The following is a 15539-nucleotide window of genomic DNA, read 5'->3' as shown; positions in this document are numbered from 1 at the left end:
GCTGCTCAGCGCACGAACACGCTCGCCTGGCTCGCCAGGTTCAGGAAGTACTGCGGTGCCACACCGAGGACCAGGGTCACCGCCACGCCCACGCCGATCGCCGCCATGGTCAGCGGGGACGGCACGGCGACCGTCGGCCCCTCCGGCCTCGGCTCGCTGAAGAACATCAGCACGATCACGCGGATGTAGAAGAACGCCGCGATCGCCGAGGAGATCACACCGATCACGACGAGCGGCGCGGCGCCACCCTCCGCCGCCGCCTTGAACACCGCGAACTTACCGGCGAAGCCCGAGGTCAGCGGGATACCGGCGAAGGCCAGCAGGAACACCGCGAACACGGCCGCGACCAGCGGCGAGCGCCGACCGAGACCGGCCCACTTCGACAGGTGCGTCGCCTCGCCGCCCGCGTCGCGCACCAGGGTGACCACCGCGAACGCGCCGATCGTCACGAAGGAGTACGCGGCCAGGTAGAAGAGGACGGACGAGACGCCGTTCTGCGAGGTCGCGATGACACCCGCGAGGATGAATCCCGCGTGCGCGATCGACGAGTAGGCCAGCAGCCGCTTGATGTCGGTCTGGGTGATCGCGACGATCGCGCCGCCCAGCATGGTCAGGACCGCGATGGCCCACATGACCGGCCGCCAGTCCCAGCGCAGACCGGGCAGGACGACGTACAGCAGCCGCAGCAGGGCGCCGAACGCCGCCACCTTCGTCGCCGCCGCCATGAAGCCGGTCACCGGGGTCGGGGCGCCCTGGTAGACGTCGGGCGTCCACATGTGGAACGGCACCGCGCCCACCTTGAACAGCAGGCCCATCACCACCAGGCCGGTACCGATCAGCAGCAGCGCGTCGTTGCCCATGGTGTTGGCGAGCGCCGGGTCGACATTGGTGACCGTGCCGTCCACGACCTGCGCGATCCTCGCGTACGACACCGAGCCCGCGTAGCCGTACAGCAGCGCGATGCCGAACAGCGTGAACGCCGAGGCGAACGCGCCGAGCAGGAAGTACTTGACCGCGGCCTCCTGCGACATCAGCCGCTTGCGGCGGGCCAGCGCGCACATCAGGTACAGCGGGAGGGAGAAGACCTCCAGGGCCACGAACAGCGTCAGCAGGTCGTTGGCCGAGGGGAACACCAGCATGCCGGCGACGGCGAAGAGGAGGAGCGGGAAGACCTCGGTGGTGGTGAAGCCCGCCTTGACCGCCGCCTGCTCGCTGTCGCTGCCGGGCACGGACGCGGCCTGTGCCGCGAACGAGTCGACCCGGTTGCCGTGCGCCGCCGGATCCAGGCGCCGTTCGGCGAAGGTGAACAGCGCCACCAGAGCGGCCAGCAGGATCGTGCCCTGCAGGAACAGGGACGGCCCGTCGACCGCGATCGCCCCCATGGCGGCGATGTGCGCCTTGGTCGTGCCGTATCCGTCGGACGCGAGCGCGACGACCGCCGCGAAGGCGGCGCACAGCGCGACGACGGACACGAACACCTGGGCGTAGTACCGGGACTTGCGCGGTACGAACGCCTCGATGAGCACCCCGACGACGGCTGCGCCGACGACGATCAGGGTGGGCGACAATTGCCCATATTCGATCTTCGGCGTCTCGATCTTCGAGATCGGTTCGGCCGCGGTTGTCCACAGGCTGTGGACGGCTGCTGCGCTCACTTGGCCGCCTCCACCTCGGGCTTGGGGTCGGTCTTGTGTACGTCCGACAGGGTCTGCTTGACCGCCGGGTTGACGATGTCCGTGACGGGCTTCGGGTAGACGCCCAGGAAGATCAGCAGCACCACCAGCGGGGCCACGACCAGGAGTTCACGTGCCCTGAGGTCGGGCATCGCGGAGACCGCCGGCTTCACCGGGCCCGTCATCGTCCGCTGGTAGAGGACGAGGGTGTAGAGCGCCGCGAGGACGATGCCGAAGGTGGCGATGATGCCGATCACCGGGTAGCGGGTGAACGTGCCGACCAGGACCAGGAACTCGCTCACGAACGGCGCCAGCCCCGGCAGGGACAGCGTCGCCAGGCCGCCGATCAGGAACGTGCCGGCGAGCACCGGAGCGACCTTCTGCACGCCGCCGTAGTCGGCGATGAGCCGCGAGCCGCGCCGGGAGATCAGGAATCCGGCGACCAGCATCAGCGCGGCCGTCGAGATCCCGTGGTTGACCATGTAGAGCGTGGCGCCGGACTGGCCCTGGGTGGTCATCGCGAAGATGCCCATGATGATGAAGCCGAAGTGCGAGATCGACGCGTACGCCACCAGCCGCTTGATGTCCCGCTGGCCGACCGCGAGCAGTGCCCCGTAGATGATGCTGATCAGCGCCAGTACGAGGATCGCGGGCGTCGCCCACTTGCTCGCCTCCGGGAACAGCTGGAGGCAGAAGCGGAGCATCGCGAAGGTGCCCACCTTGTCGACGACCGCCGTGATGAGGACGGCGACCGGGGCGGTGGCCTCCTGCATCGCGTTGGGCAGCCAGGTGTGCAGCGGCCACAGGGGCGCCTTCACCGCGAAGGCGAAGAAGAAGCCCAGGAACAGCCAGCGTTCGGTGTTCGTCGCCATGTGCAGCGAGCCGTTGGCCCGCGCCTGCGCGATCTCCGGGAGGCTGAAGTTCCCGGCGACCACGTACAGGCCGATCACCGCGGCCAGCATGATCAGACCGCCGACCAGGTTGTACAGCAGGAACTTCACGGCCGCGTACGACCGCTGCGTCGAGGCCACCTCCTCGCCGTGCTCATGGGCACGGTCCCCGAAGCCGCCGATGAGGAAGTACATCGGGATGAGCATGGCTTCGAAGAAGATGTAGAAGAGGAAGACGTCGGTGGCCTCGAAGGAGATGATCACCATCGCCTCGACGGCCAGGATCAGCGCGAAGAAGCCCTGCGTGGGCCGCCAGCGGCGGCTTCCGGTCTCCATCGGGTCGGCGTCGTGCCAGCCCGCGAGGACGATGAACGGGATCAGCAGGGCGGTCAGCGCGACGAGGGCGACCCCGATGCCGTCCACCCCCAGCTCGTACCTGACCCCGAAGTCCTTGATCCAGGCATGGGATTCGGTGAGCTGGTAGCGGGCGCCGTCCGGGTCGAAGCGGACCAGGACGACGATCGCGAGGACGAGGGTGGCGAGCGAGACCAGCAGCGCCAGCCACTTGGCGGCGGTGCGCTGCGCGGCCGGTACGGCCGCCGTGGCGACCGCCCCGACGGCCGGGAGCGCCGCCGTCGCTGTCAGCAGAGGAAAGGACATCGGTATCAGACCGCCCTCATCAGCAGGGTCGCGGCGACCAGGAGTGCCGCACCGCCGAACATCGAGACCGCGTAGGACCGCGCGAAGCCGTTCTGGACCTTGCGCAGCCGTCCGGACAGGCCGCCGAAACCGGCCGCCGTGCCGTTGACGACCCCGTCGACCAGGGTGTGGTCGACGTACACCAGGGAGCGGGTGAGGTGCTCACCGCCGCGGACCAGGACGACATGGTTGAAGTCGTCCTGGAGCAGGTCGCGCCGGGCGGCCCGGGTGAGCAGCGAGCCACGCGGGGCGACGGCCGGAACGGGCTTGCGGCCGTACTGCGCGTAGGCGATGCCGACACCGACGACCAGGCACACCAGGGTGGCAGCGGTGACCGTCATGGCGCTGACCGGCGAGTTCCCCTCGCTGTGTCCGGTGACCGGCTCCAGCCACTTCAGGAAGCGGTCGCCGAGGTGGAAGTAGAAACCGCCGAAGACCGAGCCGACGGCCAGCACGATCATCGGGATCGTCATGACCTTCGGCGACTCGTGCGGGTGCGGCTCGTGGCCGTTCTCGTCGGGCTGCCAGCGCTGCTCGCCGAAGAACGTCATCAGCATCACGCGCGTCATGTAGAACGCGGTGATGGCCGCGCCCAGCAGGGCCACACTGCCCAGGATCCAGCCCTGGGTGCCGCCCTTGGCGAAGGCCGCCTCGATGATCGCGTCCTTGGAGTAGAAGCCGGACAGGAACGGGAAGCCGATGATGGCGAGGTAGCCGAGGCCGAAGGTGACGAAGGTGACCGGCATGTACTTCCGCAGGCCGCCGTACTTCCTCATGTCGACCTCGTCGTTCATGCCGTGCATGACCGAACCGGCGCCGAGGAACAGCCCGGCCTTGAAGAAGCCGTGCGTCACCAGGTGCATGATCGCGAAGACGTAGCCGATGGGGCCGAGGCCCGCGGCCAGCACCATGTAGCCGATCTGCGACATGGTCGAGCCGGCCAGCGCCTTCTTGATGTCGTCCTTCGCGCAACCGACGATCGCACCGAACAGCAGCGTGACCGCGCCGACCACGGTGACCGCGAGCTGCGCGTCGGGGGCGGCGTTGAAGATCGCTGCGGAGCGGACGATCAGGTAGACACCCGCGGTCACCATCGTCGCGGCGTGGATGAGGGCCGAGACCGGGGTCGGGCCCTCCATCGCGTCCCCGAGCCAGGACTGCAGCGGCACCTGGGCGGACTTGCCGCAGGCGGCGAGCAGCAGCATCAGGCCGATGGCGGTGAGCTTGCCCTCGGAGGCGTCACCGACGTGGCTGAAGACCGGTCCGAAGGCGAAGGACCCGAACGTCGTGAACATCAGCATGATCGCGATCGACAGGCCCATGTCGCCGACGCGGTTGACCAGGAAGGCCTTCTTCGCGGCCGTCGCGGCACTCGGCTTGTGCTGCCAGAAGCCGATCAGCAGGTACGAGGCGAGACCGACGCCCTCCCAGCCGACGTACAGCAGCAGGTAGTTGTCGGCGAGGACGAGCAGCAGCATCGCCGCGAGGAACAGGTTCAGATAGCCGAAGAAGCGGCGGCGCCGCTCGTCGTGCTCCATGTACCCGACCGAGTACAGGTGGATCAGCGAGCCCACACCGGTGATCAGCAGGACGAATGTCATCGACAGCTGGTCGAGGCGGAAGGTGACGTCCGCCTGGAAGCTGCCGACGGAGATCCACGTCCACAGGTGCTGGGTGAGCGTGCGGTGCTCGGCGCCCTTGCCCAGCAGATCGGCGAAGAGGATCACGCCGAACGCGAAGGAGGTGAAGGACAGGAGCGTGCCGATCCAGTGGCCGACGGCGTCCAGGCGCCGGCCACCGACCAGCAGGACGGCCGCTCCGAGCAGGGGCGCCGCGATCAGCAGCGCAATCAGGTTCTCCACGATTCAGCGACCCCCTACAGCTTCATCAGGCTGGCGTCGTCGACCGAGGCCGAGTGGCGGGTACGGAACAGCGACACGATGATCGCGAGCCCGACCACGACCTCCGCGGCGGCGACGACCATCGTGAAGAAGGCGATGATCTGGCCGTCGAGATTGCCGTGCATCCGGGAGAAGACGACGAACGCGAGGTTGCAGGCGTTGAGCATCAGCTCGATGCACATGAACACGACGATCGCGTTGCGTCTGATCAGCACGCCGGTGGCGCCGATCGTGAACAACAGGGCGGACAGATAGAGGTAGTTGACGGGGTTCACTTCGACGCCTCCTCGGCCCGCTTGAAGTTCGGCGGCTCGGTCTCGGTCCGCTCCAGCCGCTCCTCGGCGCGCTGCTCCAGGGCCCGCAGATCGTTGAGCGCCTCCACCGACACATCACGGATCTGGCCGCGCTCGCGCAGCGTCTTGCTGACCGTGAGCTCGGAGGGGGTGCCGTCGGGCAGCAGGCCCGCGATGTCCACGGCGTTGTGCCGGGCGTACACACCGGGGGCGGGCAGCGGCGGCACGTTCTTGCCCTCGCGGACGCGCTGCTCGGACAGCTCGCGCTGTGTCTTGGCCCGCTCGGTGCGCTCGCGGTGCGTGAGCACCATGGCGCCGACGGCCGCCGTGATGAGCAGGGCGCCGGTGATTTCGAAGGCGAAGACGTACTTGGTGAAGATCAGGGCCGCGAGGCCCTCCACGTTGCCGTTCGCGTTCGCCTTGCCGGTGCCGTCGAACTCCTTCAGGGAGGCGTTGCCGATGCCCGCGAAGAGCAGGACACCGAAGCCGACCCCACACGCAAGGGCCAGCCAGCGCTGACCCTTGATGGTCTCCTTCAGCGAGTCCGCCGCGGTGACACCGACGAGCATCACCACGAACAGGAAGAGCATCATGATCGCGCCCGTGTAGACGACGATCTGCACGATGCCCAGGAAGTAGGCGCCGTTGGCGAGGTAGAACACCGCCAGGACGATCATGGTCCCGGCGAGGCAGAGCGCACTGTGCACGGCCTTCTTCATGAAGACGGTGCACAGGGCGCCGATCGCGGCGACGCTGCCGAGGACCCAGAACTGGAAGGCCTCTCCGGTGGAGGTGGTGTAGGCGGCGAGCTGCGCGCTCATGCGTCGGCCCCCTGTTCTTCCGGCTGCTCACCCTTGGAGACGGCGACCTGACGCACCGTCCCGGGCGCCGCCTCGGTGACAAGACCCCGGTAGTAGTCCTGCTCGTCCATCCCCGGGAAGATCGCGTGGGGCGTGTCGACCATGTTCTCGTCGAGACCGGCGAGCAGCTGCTCCTTGGTGTAGATGAGGTTGGCGCGGCTGGAGTCCGCCAGCTCGAACTCGTTGGTCATCGTGAGCGCGCGCGTGGGGCACGCCTCGATGCACAGGCCGCACAGGATGCAGCGGGCGTAGTTGATCTGGTAGACGCGGCCGTACCGCTCGCCGGGCGAGTAGCGTTCCTCGTCCGTGTTGTCGGCGCCCTCCACATAGATGGCGTCGGCGGGGCAGGCCCAGGCGCACAGCTCACAGCCGATGCACTTCTCGAGGCCGTCCGGATGGCGGTTGAGCTGGTGCCGTCCGTGGAACCGCGGAGCCGTGGTCTTCTTCTGTTCCGGGTACTGCTCGGTCAGCCGCTTCTTGAACATGGCCTTGAAGGTCACGCCGAAGCCGGCCACGGGGTTCAGGAAGCCAGGCTTTGTCTGCCCGGTCTCCTTCGGCTCCTCAGCCATCGGACGCCTCCTTTCCATCCGAAGATCCGTCACTGACAGTGTCCGACCCACCACTGACAATCAGCTCCCGCTCGCGGCGCGGCCGGCGCCGGGGCACCGGCGGCAGCTGCTGTCCGGGCAGCGGCGGTACGGGGAATCCGCCGGCCGCCGGGTCGAACCCGGCCTGCTCCTCGGCGGGTGTCTCGGCCGTCTTCGCCTTCTCGCGGAACATGTCGGCGACGAAGGTCAGAAGCAGCAGGGTCAGGACACCCCCGCCGACGTAGAGCGCGATGTCGGCGAAGTCGTAGTGCTCGTTGCGCAGGGTCCGCACGGTCGCGACGAGCATCAGCCAGGTCACGGAGACCGGGATGAGGACCTTCCAGCCGAGCTTCATCAGCTGGTCGTAGCGGACGCGGGGAAGCGTGCCGCGCAGCCAGATGAAGAAGAAGAGCAGCAGCTGGACCTTGATGACGAACCAGAGCAGCGGCCACCAGCCGTGGTTCGCGCCCTCCCAGAAGCTGCTGATCGGCCAGGGGGCCCGCCAGCCGCCGAGGAAGAGCGTGGTCGACACGGCCGACACCGTCACCATGTTCACGTACTCGGCAAGCATGAACATCGCGAACTTGATGGACGAGTACTCCGTGTTGAAGCCGCCGACCAGGTCGCCCTCGGACTCCGGCATGTCGAAGGGGGCGCGGTTGGTCTCGCCGACCATCGTGATGATGTAGAGGACGAAGGAGACCGGCAGCAGCACGATGTACCAGCGGTTCTGCTGCTGTTCGACGATCGTCGACGTCGACATCGACCCCGAGTAGAGGAACACGGAGGCGAACGCGGCGCCCATGGCGATCTCGTACGAGATCATCTGCGCGCAGGAGCGGAGGCCGCCGAGCAGCGGATAGGTGGATCCGGAACTCCAACCCGCCAGCACGATGCCGTAGATGCCGACCGAAGCGACCGCGAGGATGTAGAGCATCGCGATCGGCAGGTCGGTGAGCTGCATCGTGGTGCGCGTACCGAAGATCGAGATCTCGTTGTCGGCCGGTCCGAAGGGGATCACCGCGATCGCCATGAAGGCCGGGATGGCCGCGACGATCGGCGCGAGGACGTAGACCACCTTGTCCGCGCGCTTGACGATGAGGTCTTCCTTGAGCATCAGCTTGATGCCGTCGGCGAGCGACTGGAGCATGCCCCAGGGGCCGTGCCGGTTGGGGCCGATGCGCAGCTGCATCCAGGCGACGACCTTGCGCTCCCAGACGATGGAGAACAGCACGGTCACCATCAGGAAGGCGAAGCAGAAGACGGCCTTGACGACGACCAGCCACCAGGGGTCGCGGCCGAACATCGAGAGGTCTTCAGCGGCGAGGTACGGGCTCATGCCTCCACCTCCTCGGGGGCCTCACCGGCGGTGGCCGCCGGACCGATGCGGACGAGGGCGCCGGGCAGCGCCCCGGTGTCGGAGGCGACGCCCCCACCCGCGGAGTTCAGCGGGAGCCAGACCACGCGGTCCGGCATCTGAGTGATCTGCAGCGGGAGTTCGACCGCACCCGAAGGTCCGGTCACGACCAGGACGTCGCCGTCCGCGACACCCGCCTCGGCGGCCGTCGCCGCCGACAGGCGCGCGCGTGCCGCGTGCCGGGTTCCGGCGAGCGCCTCGTCGCCCTCCTGGAGGGCGCCCTGGTCGAGCAGCAGCCGGTGCCCGGCGAGCACGGCCTCTCCGGCGGCCGGACGCGGCGGCGCGACTCCCGTCTCCAGCGGGTCCGAGGCCCGCGGTCCGTCCCAGGGGCCGAGCCGGTCCAGCTCCGCGCGCGCGGTGCGCAGGTCCGGCAGCCCCAGGTGGACGTCCATGGCGTCGGCCAGCATCTGCAGGACACGCGCGTCGGTCGGCGACAGCCGTCGGGTCATCTGCTCGGGCTTGAGCGCGGCCTCGAAGAAGCGGGCCCGGCCCTCCCAGTTGAGGAAGGTGCCCGCCTTCTCGGCGACCGCGGCGACCGGGAAGACGACGTCGGCGAGCTCGGTGACCTCGCCGGGCCGCAGCTCCAGCGACACCACGAAGCCGACCTCGGACAGGGCCTCACGCGCGCGTGCCGGATCGGGCAGGTCTGCGACCTCCACGCCGGCGACCAGCAGCGCCTGGAGCTCTCCGCTCGCGGCGGCGTCGATGATCCGGTCGGTGTCCCGGCCGTAGCGGAGCGGGAGTTCGGCGACTCCCCAGGCCGCGGCGACCTCCTCACGCGCGCGGGGGTCGGTGGCCGGACGTCCGCCCGGCAGCAGCGACGGCAGCGCGCCCGCCTCGATCGCGCCGCGCTCCCCGGCCCGGCGCGGGATCCACACCAGCTGGGCGCCGGTCGCGGCGGCGGCCCGTACGGCGGCGGTGAGGCCACCGGCGACCGCGGCCAGCCGCTCACCGACGACGATCACCGAGCCCTCGGCGCGCAGCGCCTCGGCCGCCTTCGTCCCCGGCTCCTCCAGGCCGACCCCGCTCGCGAGCGCGTCCAGCCACTCGGTCTCGGTGCCGGGAGCGGCCGGCAGCAGCGTGCCGCCCGCCTTCTCCAGGCCCCGGGTGGCGTGCGTGGCCAGCGAGAACACCTTCTGCTTGTGCTTCCGCCACGCCTTGCGCAGCCGCAGGAAGACGCCGGGCGCCTCCTCCTCGGACTCGAACCCGACCAGCAGGACGGCGGGTGCCTTCTCCAGGAAGGTGTACGTGACGCCCGTACCGTCGAGGTCGCGGCCGTGTCCGGCGACCCGGGCGGCCAGGAAGTCGGCCTCCTCGCCGCTGTGCACGCGCGCGCGGAAGTCGATGTCGTTCGTGTCGAGGGCCACGCGCGCGAACTTGCTGTAGGCGTAGGCGTCCTCGACGGTCAGCCGCCCGCCGGTCAGGACACCGGTCCTGCCGCGCGAGGCCAGCAGTCCCTGCGCGGCGATCTGCAGCGCCTCCGGCCAGGACGCCGGTTCGAGCTCACCCTCGGCGTTGCGCACCAGGGGTGTGTCCAGCCGGTCCTTCAGCTGGGCGTACCGGAACGCGAAGCGTCCCTTGTCGCACATCCACTCCTCGTTGACCTCGGGGTCGTTGGCGGCGAGCCGCCGCATGACCTTGCCGCGCCGGTGGTCGGTGCGGGTGGCGCAGCCGCCGGAGCAGTGCTCGCACACCGAGGGCGAGGAGACGAGGTCGAAGGGGCGGGAGCGGAAGCGATACGCCGCCGACGTCAGCGCGCCGACCGGGCAGATCTGGATGGTGTTCCCGGAGAAGTACGACTCGAACGGGTCGCCCTCGCCGGTGCCGACCTGCTGCAGCGCGCCCCGCTCCAGCAGCTCGATCATCGGGTCGCCCGCGATCTGGTTGGAGAACCGGGTGCAGCGGGCGCACAGCACGCACCGCTCGCGGTCGAGCAGCACCTGGGTGGAGATCGGGACGGGCTTCTCGTACGTCCGCTTGCGGCCGTCGAAGCGGGACTCGGCGTTGCCGTGCGACATCGCCTGGTTCTGCAGCGGGCACTCGCCGCCCTTGTCGCAGACCGGGCAGTCCAGCGGGTGGTTGATGAGGAGGAACTCCATCACACCGTGCTGCGCCTTCTCGGCGACCGGCGAGGTGAGCTGAGTCCTCACCACCATCCCGTCCGTACATGTGATCGTGCACGACGCCATGGGCTTGCGCTGGCCCTCGACCTCGACGATGCACTGGCGGCAGGCGCCGACCGGGTCGAGGAGGGGGTGGTCGCAGAACCGGGGGACCTCGACGCCGAGCTGCTCGGCGGCCCGGATGACCAGGGTGCCCTTGGGCACGCTGATCTCCATGCCGTCGATCGTCAGCGTGACGAGGTCCTGCGGCGGGACCGCCGCCTCTCCCCCTCCCGTGGGAGTGCTGGTGGTCACGGTCATGCGTTCACCTCCGGGCGGTCGGCCCAGGCCGTCGACTTTGCCGGGTCGAAGGGGCAGCCCCGGCCCGTGATGTGCTGCTCGTACTCCTCGCGGAAGTACTTGAGCGAGGAGAAGATCGGCGAGGCGGCACCGTCGCCGAGGGCGCAGAAGGCCTTGCCGTTGATGTTGTCGGCGATGTCGTAGAGCTTGTCGAGGTCGGCCATGGCGCCCTTGCCGGCCTCGATGTCACGCATCAACTGGACGAGCCAGTACGTGCCTTCGCGGCAGGGTGTGCACTTGCCGCAGGACTCGTGGGCGTAGAACTCGGTCCAGCGGGTCACGGCGCGCACGACGCAGGTGGTCTCGTCGAAGCACTGCAGGGCCTTGGTGCCGAGCATGGAACCCGCGGCGCCCACTCCTTCGTAATCGAGCGGGACGTCGAGGTGCTCCTCGGTGAACATCGGCGTCGAGGAGCCGCCCGGCGTCCAGAACTTGAGGCGGTGCCCGGGGCGCATCCCGCCGCTCATCTCCAGGAGCTGGCGGAGCGTGATGCCGAGCGGCGCCTCGTACTGGCCGGGGCCGGCGACGTGGCCGCTGAGCGAGTAGAGCGTGAAGCCCGGCGACTTCTCGCTGCCCATCGACCTGAACCATTCCTTGCCGTTTTTCAGAATGGCGGGAACCGACGCGATGGACTCGACGTTGTTCACAACAGTCGGGCACGCATAGAGGCCCTCGACGGCAGGGAAGGGGGGACGGAGCCGCGGTTGACCACGGCGGCCTTCGAGCGAGTCGAGCAGTGCGGTCTCCTCACCGCAGATGTACGCGCCGGCGCCGGCGTGCACGGTGAGCTTGAGATTCAGCCCGCTGCCCAGGATGTTCTCGCCGAGGTAGCCCGCCTCGTAGGCCTCGCGCACGGCCTCGTGCAGCCGCCGCAGAATGGGGACGACTTCACCCCGCAGATAGATGAAGGCATGCGACGACCTGATGGCATAGCACGCGATCACGATGCCCTCGATGAGGCTGTGCGGGTTCGCGAAGAGGAGCGGGATGTCCTTGCAGGTCCCGGGCTCCGATTCGTCGGCGTTGACAACTAGATAGTGCGGTTTTCCATCACCCTGCGGAATGAACTGCCATTTCATTCCGGTCGGGAATCCCGCGCCGCCGCGCCCGCGCAGACCGGACTCCTTGACGTACGCGATCAGGTCGTCCGGCGACATGGCGAGCGCCTTGCGCAGCCCCTCGTACCCTTCGTGCCTCCGGTAGACGTCCAGCGTCCAGGACCTGTCCTCGTCCCAGAAGGCCGACAGCACGGGTGCGAGCAGCTTCTCGGGGCTGGTGTCCTTGAGATCGGCTGCCACGGTCATCACTCCCCCTCCTCGGCGGTAGGCCCTGCCGGGTGGTCCGGGTCGGCGGCCGATGTGTCCTGCGGCTCGTCGTGCGGTCCGCCGTCCCGCGGATGCACCACCCGCGCGGGTGCGGTCTCTCCCTTTGCCAGGCGAAGGCCCACCAGCGAAGCGGGGCCGGCGCTGCCGCTCTCCTCGACGGCCCCGGGCCGCTCGTCGGGGAAGCCGGCCAGTATGCGGGAGGTCTCCTTGAAGGTGCACAGGCGCGCCCCGCGCGTGGGCTCGACGGGGCGTCCCTCGCGGAGGTCGTCGACCAGCTGCCGTGCGCTCGCGGGGGTCTGGTTGTCGAAGAACTCCCAGTTGACCATCACGACCGGTGCGAAGTCGCAGGCCGCGTTGCACTCGATGTGCTCCAGGGTGACCTTGCCGTCGTCGGTGGTCTCGCCGTTGCCGAGGCCCAGGTGGTCCTGGAGGGACTCGAAGATCGCGTCGCCACCCATCACCGCGCACAGCGTGTTGGTGCAGACGCCGACCTGGTAGTCGCCGCCCGGCCTGCGCCGGTACATGGTGTAGAAGGTGGCGACCGCGGTGACCTCCGCCGTGGTCAGGTCCAGCATGTCCGCGCAGAACTGCATCCCGGTGCGCGTGACATGGCCCTCCTCCGACTGCACGAGGTGCAGCAACGGCAGGAGCGCGGACCGGGAGTCGGGGTAACGCGCGATGACCTCGCGCGCGTCCGCCTCCAGCCGGGCTCGGACGTCGTCCGGGTAGTCGGGTGCGGGCAGCTCGGGCATGCCCAGGCTGACGCCCCGCTCCGAAGAACTCGTGCTCACCGGTCGACGCCTCCCATCACGGGGTCGATGGATGCGACGGCGACGATGACGTCGGCGACCTGGCCGCCTTCGCACATGGCCGCCATGGCCTGCAGGTTGGTGAAGGACGGGTCCCGGAAGTGGACCCGGTAGGGACGGGTGCCGCCGTCGGACACGACGTGCACCCCGAGCTCGCCCTTGGGCGACTCGACTGCCGCGTACGCCTGTCCCGGCGGTACGCGGAAGCCCTCGGTGACCAGCTTGAAGTGGTGGATCAGGGCCTCCATGGAGGTACCCATGATCTTCTTGATGTGGTCGAGGGAGTTGCCCAGTCCGTCCGGTCCCAGGGCGAGCTGGGCGGGCCAGGCGATCTTCTTGTCGGCGACCATGACCGGTCCGGGCTGCAGCCGGTCCAGGCACTGCTCGACGATGCGGAGCGACTGGCGCATCTCCTCCAGGCGGATCAGGAAGCGTCCGTAGGAGTCGCAGGAGTCGGCGGTCGGGACCTCGAAGTCGTAGGTCTCGTAGCCGCAGTAGGGCTGGGTCTTGCGCAGGTCGTGCGGCAGGCCGGTGGAGCGCAGGATCGGGCCGGTGGCGCCGAGGGCCATGCAGCCGGCCAGGTCGAGGTAGCCGATGTCCTGCATGCGGGCCTTGAAGATGGGGTTCCCGGTGGCGAGCTTGTCGTACTCCGGGAGGTTCTTCTTCATCTTCTTCACGAACTCGCGGATGTGGTCCACCGCGCCGGGCGGCAGGTCCTGGGCGAGTCCGCCGGGCCGGATGTACGCGTGGTTCATGCGCAGGCCCGTGACCAGCTCGTAGATGTCGAGAATCATTTCACGATCACGGAATCCGTAGATCATGATCGTGGTGGCGCCGAGCTCCATGCCGCCGGTGGCGATGCACACCAGGTGGGAGGACAACCGGTTCAGCTCCATCAGGAGCACCCGGATGATCTTGGCGCGCTCGGTGATGTCGTCCTCGATGCCGAGGAGCTTCTCGACGGCGAGACAGTAGGCGGTCTCGTTGAAGAAGGACGTCAGGTAGTCCATGCGCGTCACGAACGTGGTGCCCTGCGTCCACGTGCGGAACTCGAGGTTCTTCTCGATGCCCGTGTGGAGATAGCCGATGCCGCAGCGGGCCTCGGTGACCGTCTCGCCCTCGATCTCCAGGATGAGACGGAGCACTCCATGGGTGGACGGGTGCTGGGGCCCCATGTTGACGACGATGCGCTCGTCGTCGGCGCGGGCCGCGGACTGGACGATCTCGTCCCAGTCGCCACCGGTGACCGTATATACGGTGCCCTCGGTGGTCTCGCGCGCCGAGGCGGCCGAGGCTGCGGATGCTGACTGTGTGCTCACGAGTACGACCTCCGCTGGTCCGGAGCCGGGATCTGGGCGCCCTTGTACTCGACGGGGATGCCGCCGAGGGGGTAGTCCTTGCGCTGCGGATGGCCCTGCCAGTCGTCCGGCATCATGATCCGCGTCAGGGCCGGGTGACCGTCGAAGACGATCCCGAAGAAGTCGTAGGTCTCGCGCTCGTGCCAGTCGTTGGTCGGGTACACGGAGACCAGGGACGGGATGTGCGGGTCGCCGTCCGGGGCGCTGACCTCCAGGCGGACCAGCCGGTTGTGGGTGATCGAGCGCAGGTGGTAGACGGCGTGCAGCTCGCGGCCCTTGTCGTGCGGGTAGTGGACACCGCTGACGCCGGTGCAGAGCTCGAAGCGCAGGGCCGGGTCGTCGCGCAGGGTCTGGGCGACCCGGACGAGGTGCTCGCGCTCGATGTGGAAGGTGAGCTCGCCGCGGTCGACGACCGTCTTCTCGATGGCGTTCTCGGGGAGGAGTCCCTGTTCCTCCAGGGCGCCCTCCAGCTCGTCGGCGACCTCGTCGAACCAGCCGCCGTAGGGGCGGTTCGCGGGTCCCGGGAGCCGGACCGAGCGGACGAGACCGCCGTATCCGGAGGTGTCGCCGCCGTTGTTGGCGCCGAACATGCCGCGCTGGACGCGGATCTCCTCGCCACCCTGGCCGCGCTGGCCGGGGAGGTTGTCGGCGGCGAGGTCCTTGTCGGGGTTCACGCCGTTGGAAGCACCGCCGGTGCCGTTCGCGTCGCTCACCGCAGCAGCCCCTTCATCTCGATCGTGGGCAGCGCCTTGAGCGCGGCCTCCTCCGCCTCGCGGGCCGCTTCCTGGGCGTTCACACCGAGCTTGGAGGACTGGATCTTCTGGTGGAGCTTGAGGATCGCGTCCATCAGCATCTCGGGCCGGGGCGGGCAGCCGGGCAGATAGATGTCGACCGGAACGATGTGGTCGACGCCCTGGACGATCGCGTAGTTGTTGAACATGCCGCCCGAGGAGGCGCAGACGCCCATGGAGATCACCCACTTCGGGTTGGGCATCTGGTCGTAGACCTGCCTCAGCACCGGCGCCATCTTCTGGCTCACCCGGCCCGCGACGATCATCAGGTCCGCCTGCCGCGGTGAGCCGCGGAAGACCTCCATGCCGAAGCGCGCCAGGTCGTAGCGGCCGGCGCCGGTCGTCATCATCTCGATGGCGCAGCAGGCCAGGCCGAACGTGGCGGGGAAGACGGACGCCTTGCGCACCCAGCCCGCGGCCTGCTCGACGGTGGTCAGCAGGAAGCCGCTCGGCAGCTTTTCTTCGAGTCCCATG

General features: G+C 68.9%; 13 protein-coding genes. All 13 read right to left on the bottom strand.

From position 1 onward, the window contains the following. Positions 1-5 precede the first annotated feature (5 nt). From nuoN to ACFY1J_RS37490, 13 genes are read right to left on the bottom strand one after another with little or no spacing between them, the layout of a single operon-like run. A complete protein-coding gene (gene nuoN / locus ACFY1J_RS37550) occupies positions 6-1655 on the bottom strand; it encodes an NADH-quinone oxidoreductase subunit NuoN (protein ID WP_390732785.1) in 1650 nt (549 codons plus the stop codon). Then, positions 1652-3223: an NADH-quinone oxidoreductase subunit M gene (locus ACFY1J_RS37545; protein WP_390711569.1), complete on the bottom strand. Its 1572-nt coding sequence runs from the start codon at positions 3221-3223 to the stop codon at positions 1652-1654. Before ACFY1J_RS37545 ends, nuoN begins: the two co-directional genes overlap by 4 nt. 5 nt (positions 3224-3228) lie before the next feature. Then, entirely contained in the window at positions 3229-5124 is a 1896-nt protein-coding gene (gene nuoL / locus ACFY1J_RS37540) for an NADH-quinone oxidoreductase subunit L (protein ID WP_390732784.1), read from the bottom strand. Positions 5125-5138: 14 nt separating this feature from the next. Next, positions 5139-5438 (bottom strand): NADH-quinone oxidoreductase subunit NuoK, encoded by a 300-nt coding sequence (gene nuoK, locus ACFY1J_RS37535; RefSeq protein ID WP_066995480.1) that lies wholly within the window; start codon positions 5436-5438, stop codon positions 5139-5141. Continuing rightward, complete coding sequence (locus tag ACFY1J_RS37530; RefSeq protein WP_390732783.1) at positions 5435-6277, bottom strand: NADH-quinone oxidoreductase subunit J; 843 nt, start codon at positions 6275-6277, stop codon at positions 5435-5437. Before ACFY1J_RS37530 ends, nuoK begins: the two co-directional genes overlap by 4 nt. Next, positions 6274-6885: an NADH-quinone oxidoreductase subunit NuoI gene (gene nuoI / locus ACFY1J_RS37525; RefSeq protein WP_390711566.1), complete on the bottom strand. Its 612-nt coding sequence runs from the start codon at positions 6883-6885 to the stop codon at positions 6274-6276. The genes ACFY1J_RS37530 and nuoI overlap by 4 nt, the downstream gene beginning before the upstream one ends. After that, complete coding sequence (nuoH, locus tag ACFY1J_RS37520; protein WP_390732782.1) at positions 6878-8242, bottom strand: NADH-quinone oxidoreductase subunit NuoH; 1365 nt, start codon at positions 8240-8242, stop codon at positions 6878-6880. Before nuoH ends, nuoI begins: the two co-directional genes overlap by 8 nt. Next, positions 8239-10743, bottom strand: coding sequence for an NADH-quinone oxidoreductase subunit G (locus ACFY1J_RS37515; RefSeq protein WP_390732781.1), 2505 nt, complete (start codon positions 10741-10743; stop codon positions 8239-8241). Before ACFY1J_RS37515 ends, nuoH begins: the two co-directional genes overlap by 4 nt. Then, positions 10740-12089, bottom strand: coding sequence for an NADH-quinone oxidoreductase subunit NuoF (nuoF, locus tag ACFY1J_RS37510; RefSeq protein WP_390711563.1), 1350 nt, complete (start codon positions 12087-12089; stop codon positions 10740-10742). Before nuoF ends, ACFY1J_RS37515 begins: the two co-directional genes overlap by 4 nt. Next, positions 12086-12898, bottom strand: coding sequence for an NADH-quinone oxidoreductase subunit NuoE (gene nuoE, locus ACFY1J_RS37505; protein WP_390732780.1), 813 nt, complete (start codon positions 12896-12898; stop codon positions 12086-12088). The genes nuoF and nuoE overlap by 4 nt, the downstream gene beginning before the upstream one ends. Then, positions 12895-14235 carry an NADH-quinone oxidoreductase subunit D gene (locus ACFY1J_RS37500; protein ID WP_390732779.1) on the bottom strand — a complete coding sequence of 447 codons (1341 nt, stop codon included), beginning with the start codon at positions 14233-14235 and terminating at the stop codon, positions 12895-12897. Before ACFY1J_RS37500 ends, nuoE begins: the two co-directional genes overlap by 4 nt. Then, positions 14232-14987, bottom strand: a complete 756-nt coding sequence (locus ACFY1J_RS37495) for an NADH-quinone oxidoreductase subunit C (RefSeq protein ID WP_390711560.1) — start codon at positions 14985-14987, stop codon at positions 14232-14234. The genes ACFY1J_RS37500 and ACFY1J_RS37495 overlap by 4 nt, the downstream gene beginning before the upstream one ends. Then, on the bottom strand, positions 14984-15538 hold the full coding sequence (locus tag ACFY1J_RS37490; RefSeq protein ID WP_361466338.1) for an NADH-quinone oxidoreductase subunit B family protein: 555 nt from the start codon (positions 15536-15538) through the stop codon (positions 14984-14986). Before ACFY1J_RS37490 ends, ACFY1J_RS37495 begins: the two co-directional genes overlap by 4 nt. Position 15539 lies beyond the last annotated feature (1 nt).

This window comes from Streptomyces sp. NPDC001406, assembly GCF_042895285.1.
Taxonomy (GTDB): domain Bacteria; phylum Actinomycetota; class Actinomycetes; order Streptomycetales; family Streptomycetaceae; genus Streptomyces.
The sequence above is the reverse complement of the archived record's forward strand: the minus strand, read 5'-3'. Positions and strand labels throughout refer to the sequence as shown.

Coding starts and splice junctions, on each gene's coding strand:
- ACFY1J_RS37545 (WP_390711569.1), bottom strand. CDS start 3,223: ATGTCCTTTCCTCTGCTGACAGCGACGGCGGCGCTCCCGGCCGTCGGG.
- ACFY1J_RS37490 (WP_361466338.1), bottom strand. CDS start 15,538: ATGGGACTCGAAGAAAAGCTGCCGAGCGGCTTCCTGCTGACCACCGTC.
- nuoH (WP_390732782.1), bottom strand. CDS start 8,242: ATGAGCCCGTACCTCGCCGCTGAAGACCTCTCGATGTTCGGCCGCGAC.
- ACFY1J_RS37530 (WP_390732783.1), bottom strand. CDS start 6,277: ATGAGCGCGCAGCTCGCCGCCTACACCACCTCCACCGGAGAGGCCTTC.
- nuoI (WP_390711566.1), bottom strand. CDS start 6,885: ATGGCTGAGGAGCCGAAGGAGACCGGGCAGACAAAGCCTGGCTTCCTG.
- ACFY1J_RS37515 (WP_390732781.1), bottom strand. CDS start 10,743: ATGACCGTGACCACCAGCACTCCCACGGGAGGGGGAGAGGCGGCGGTC.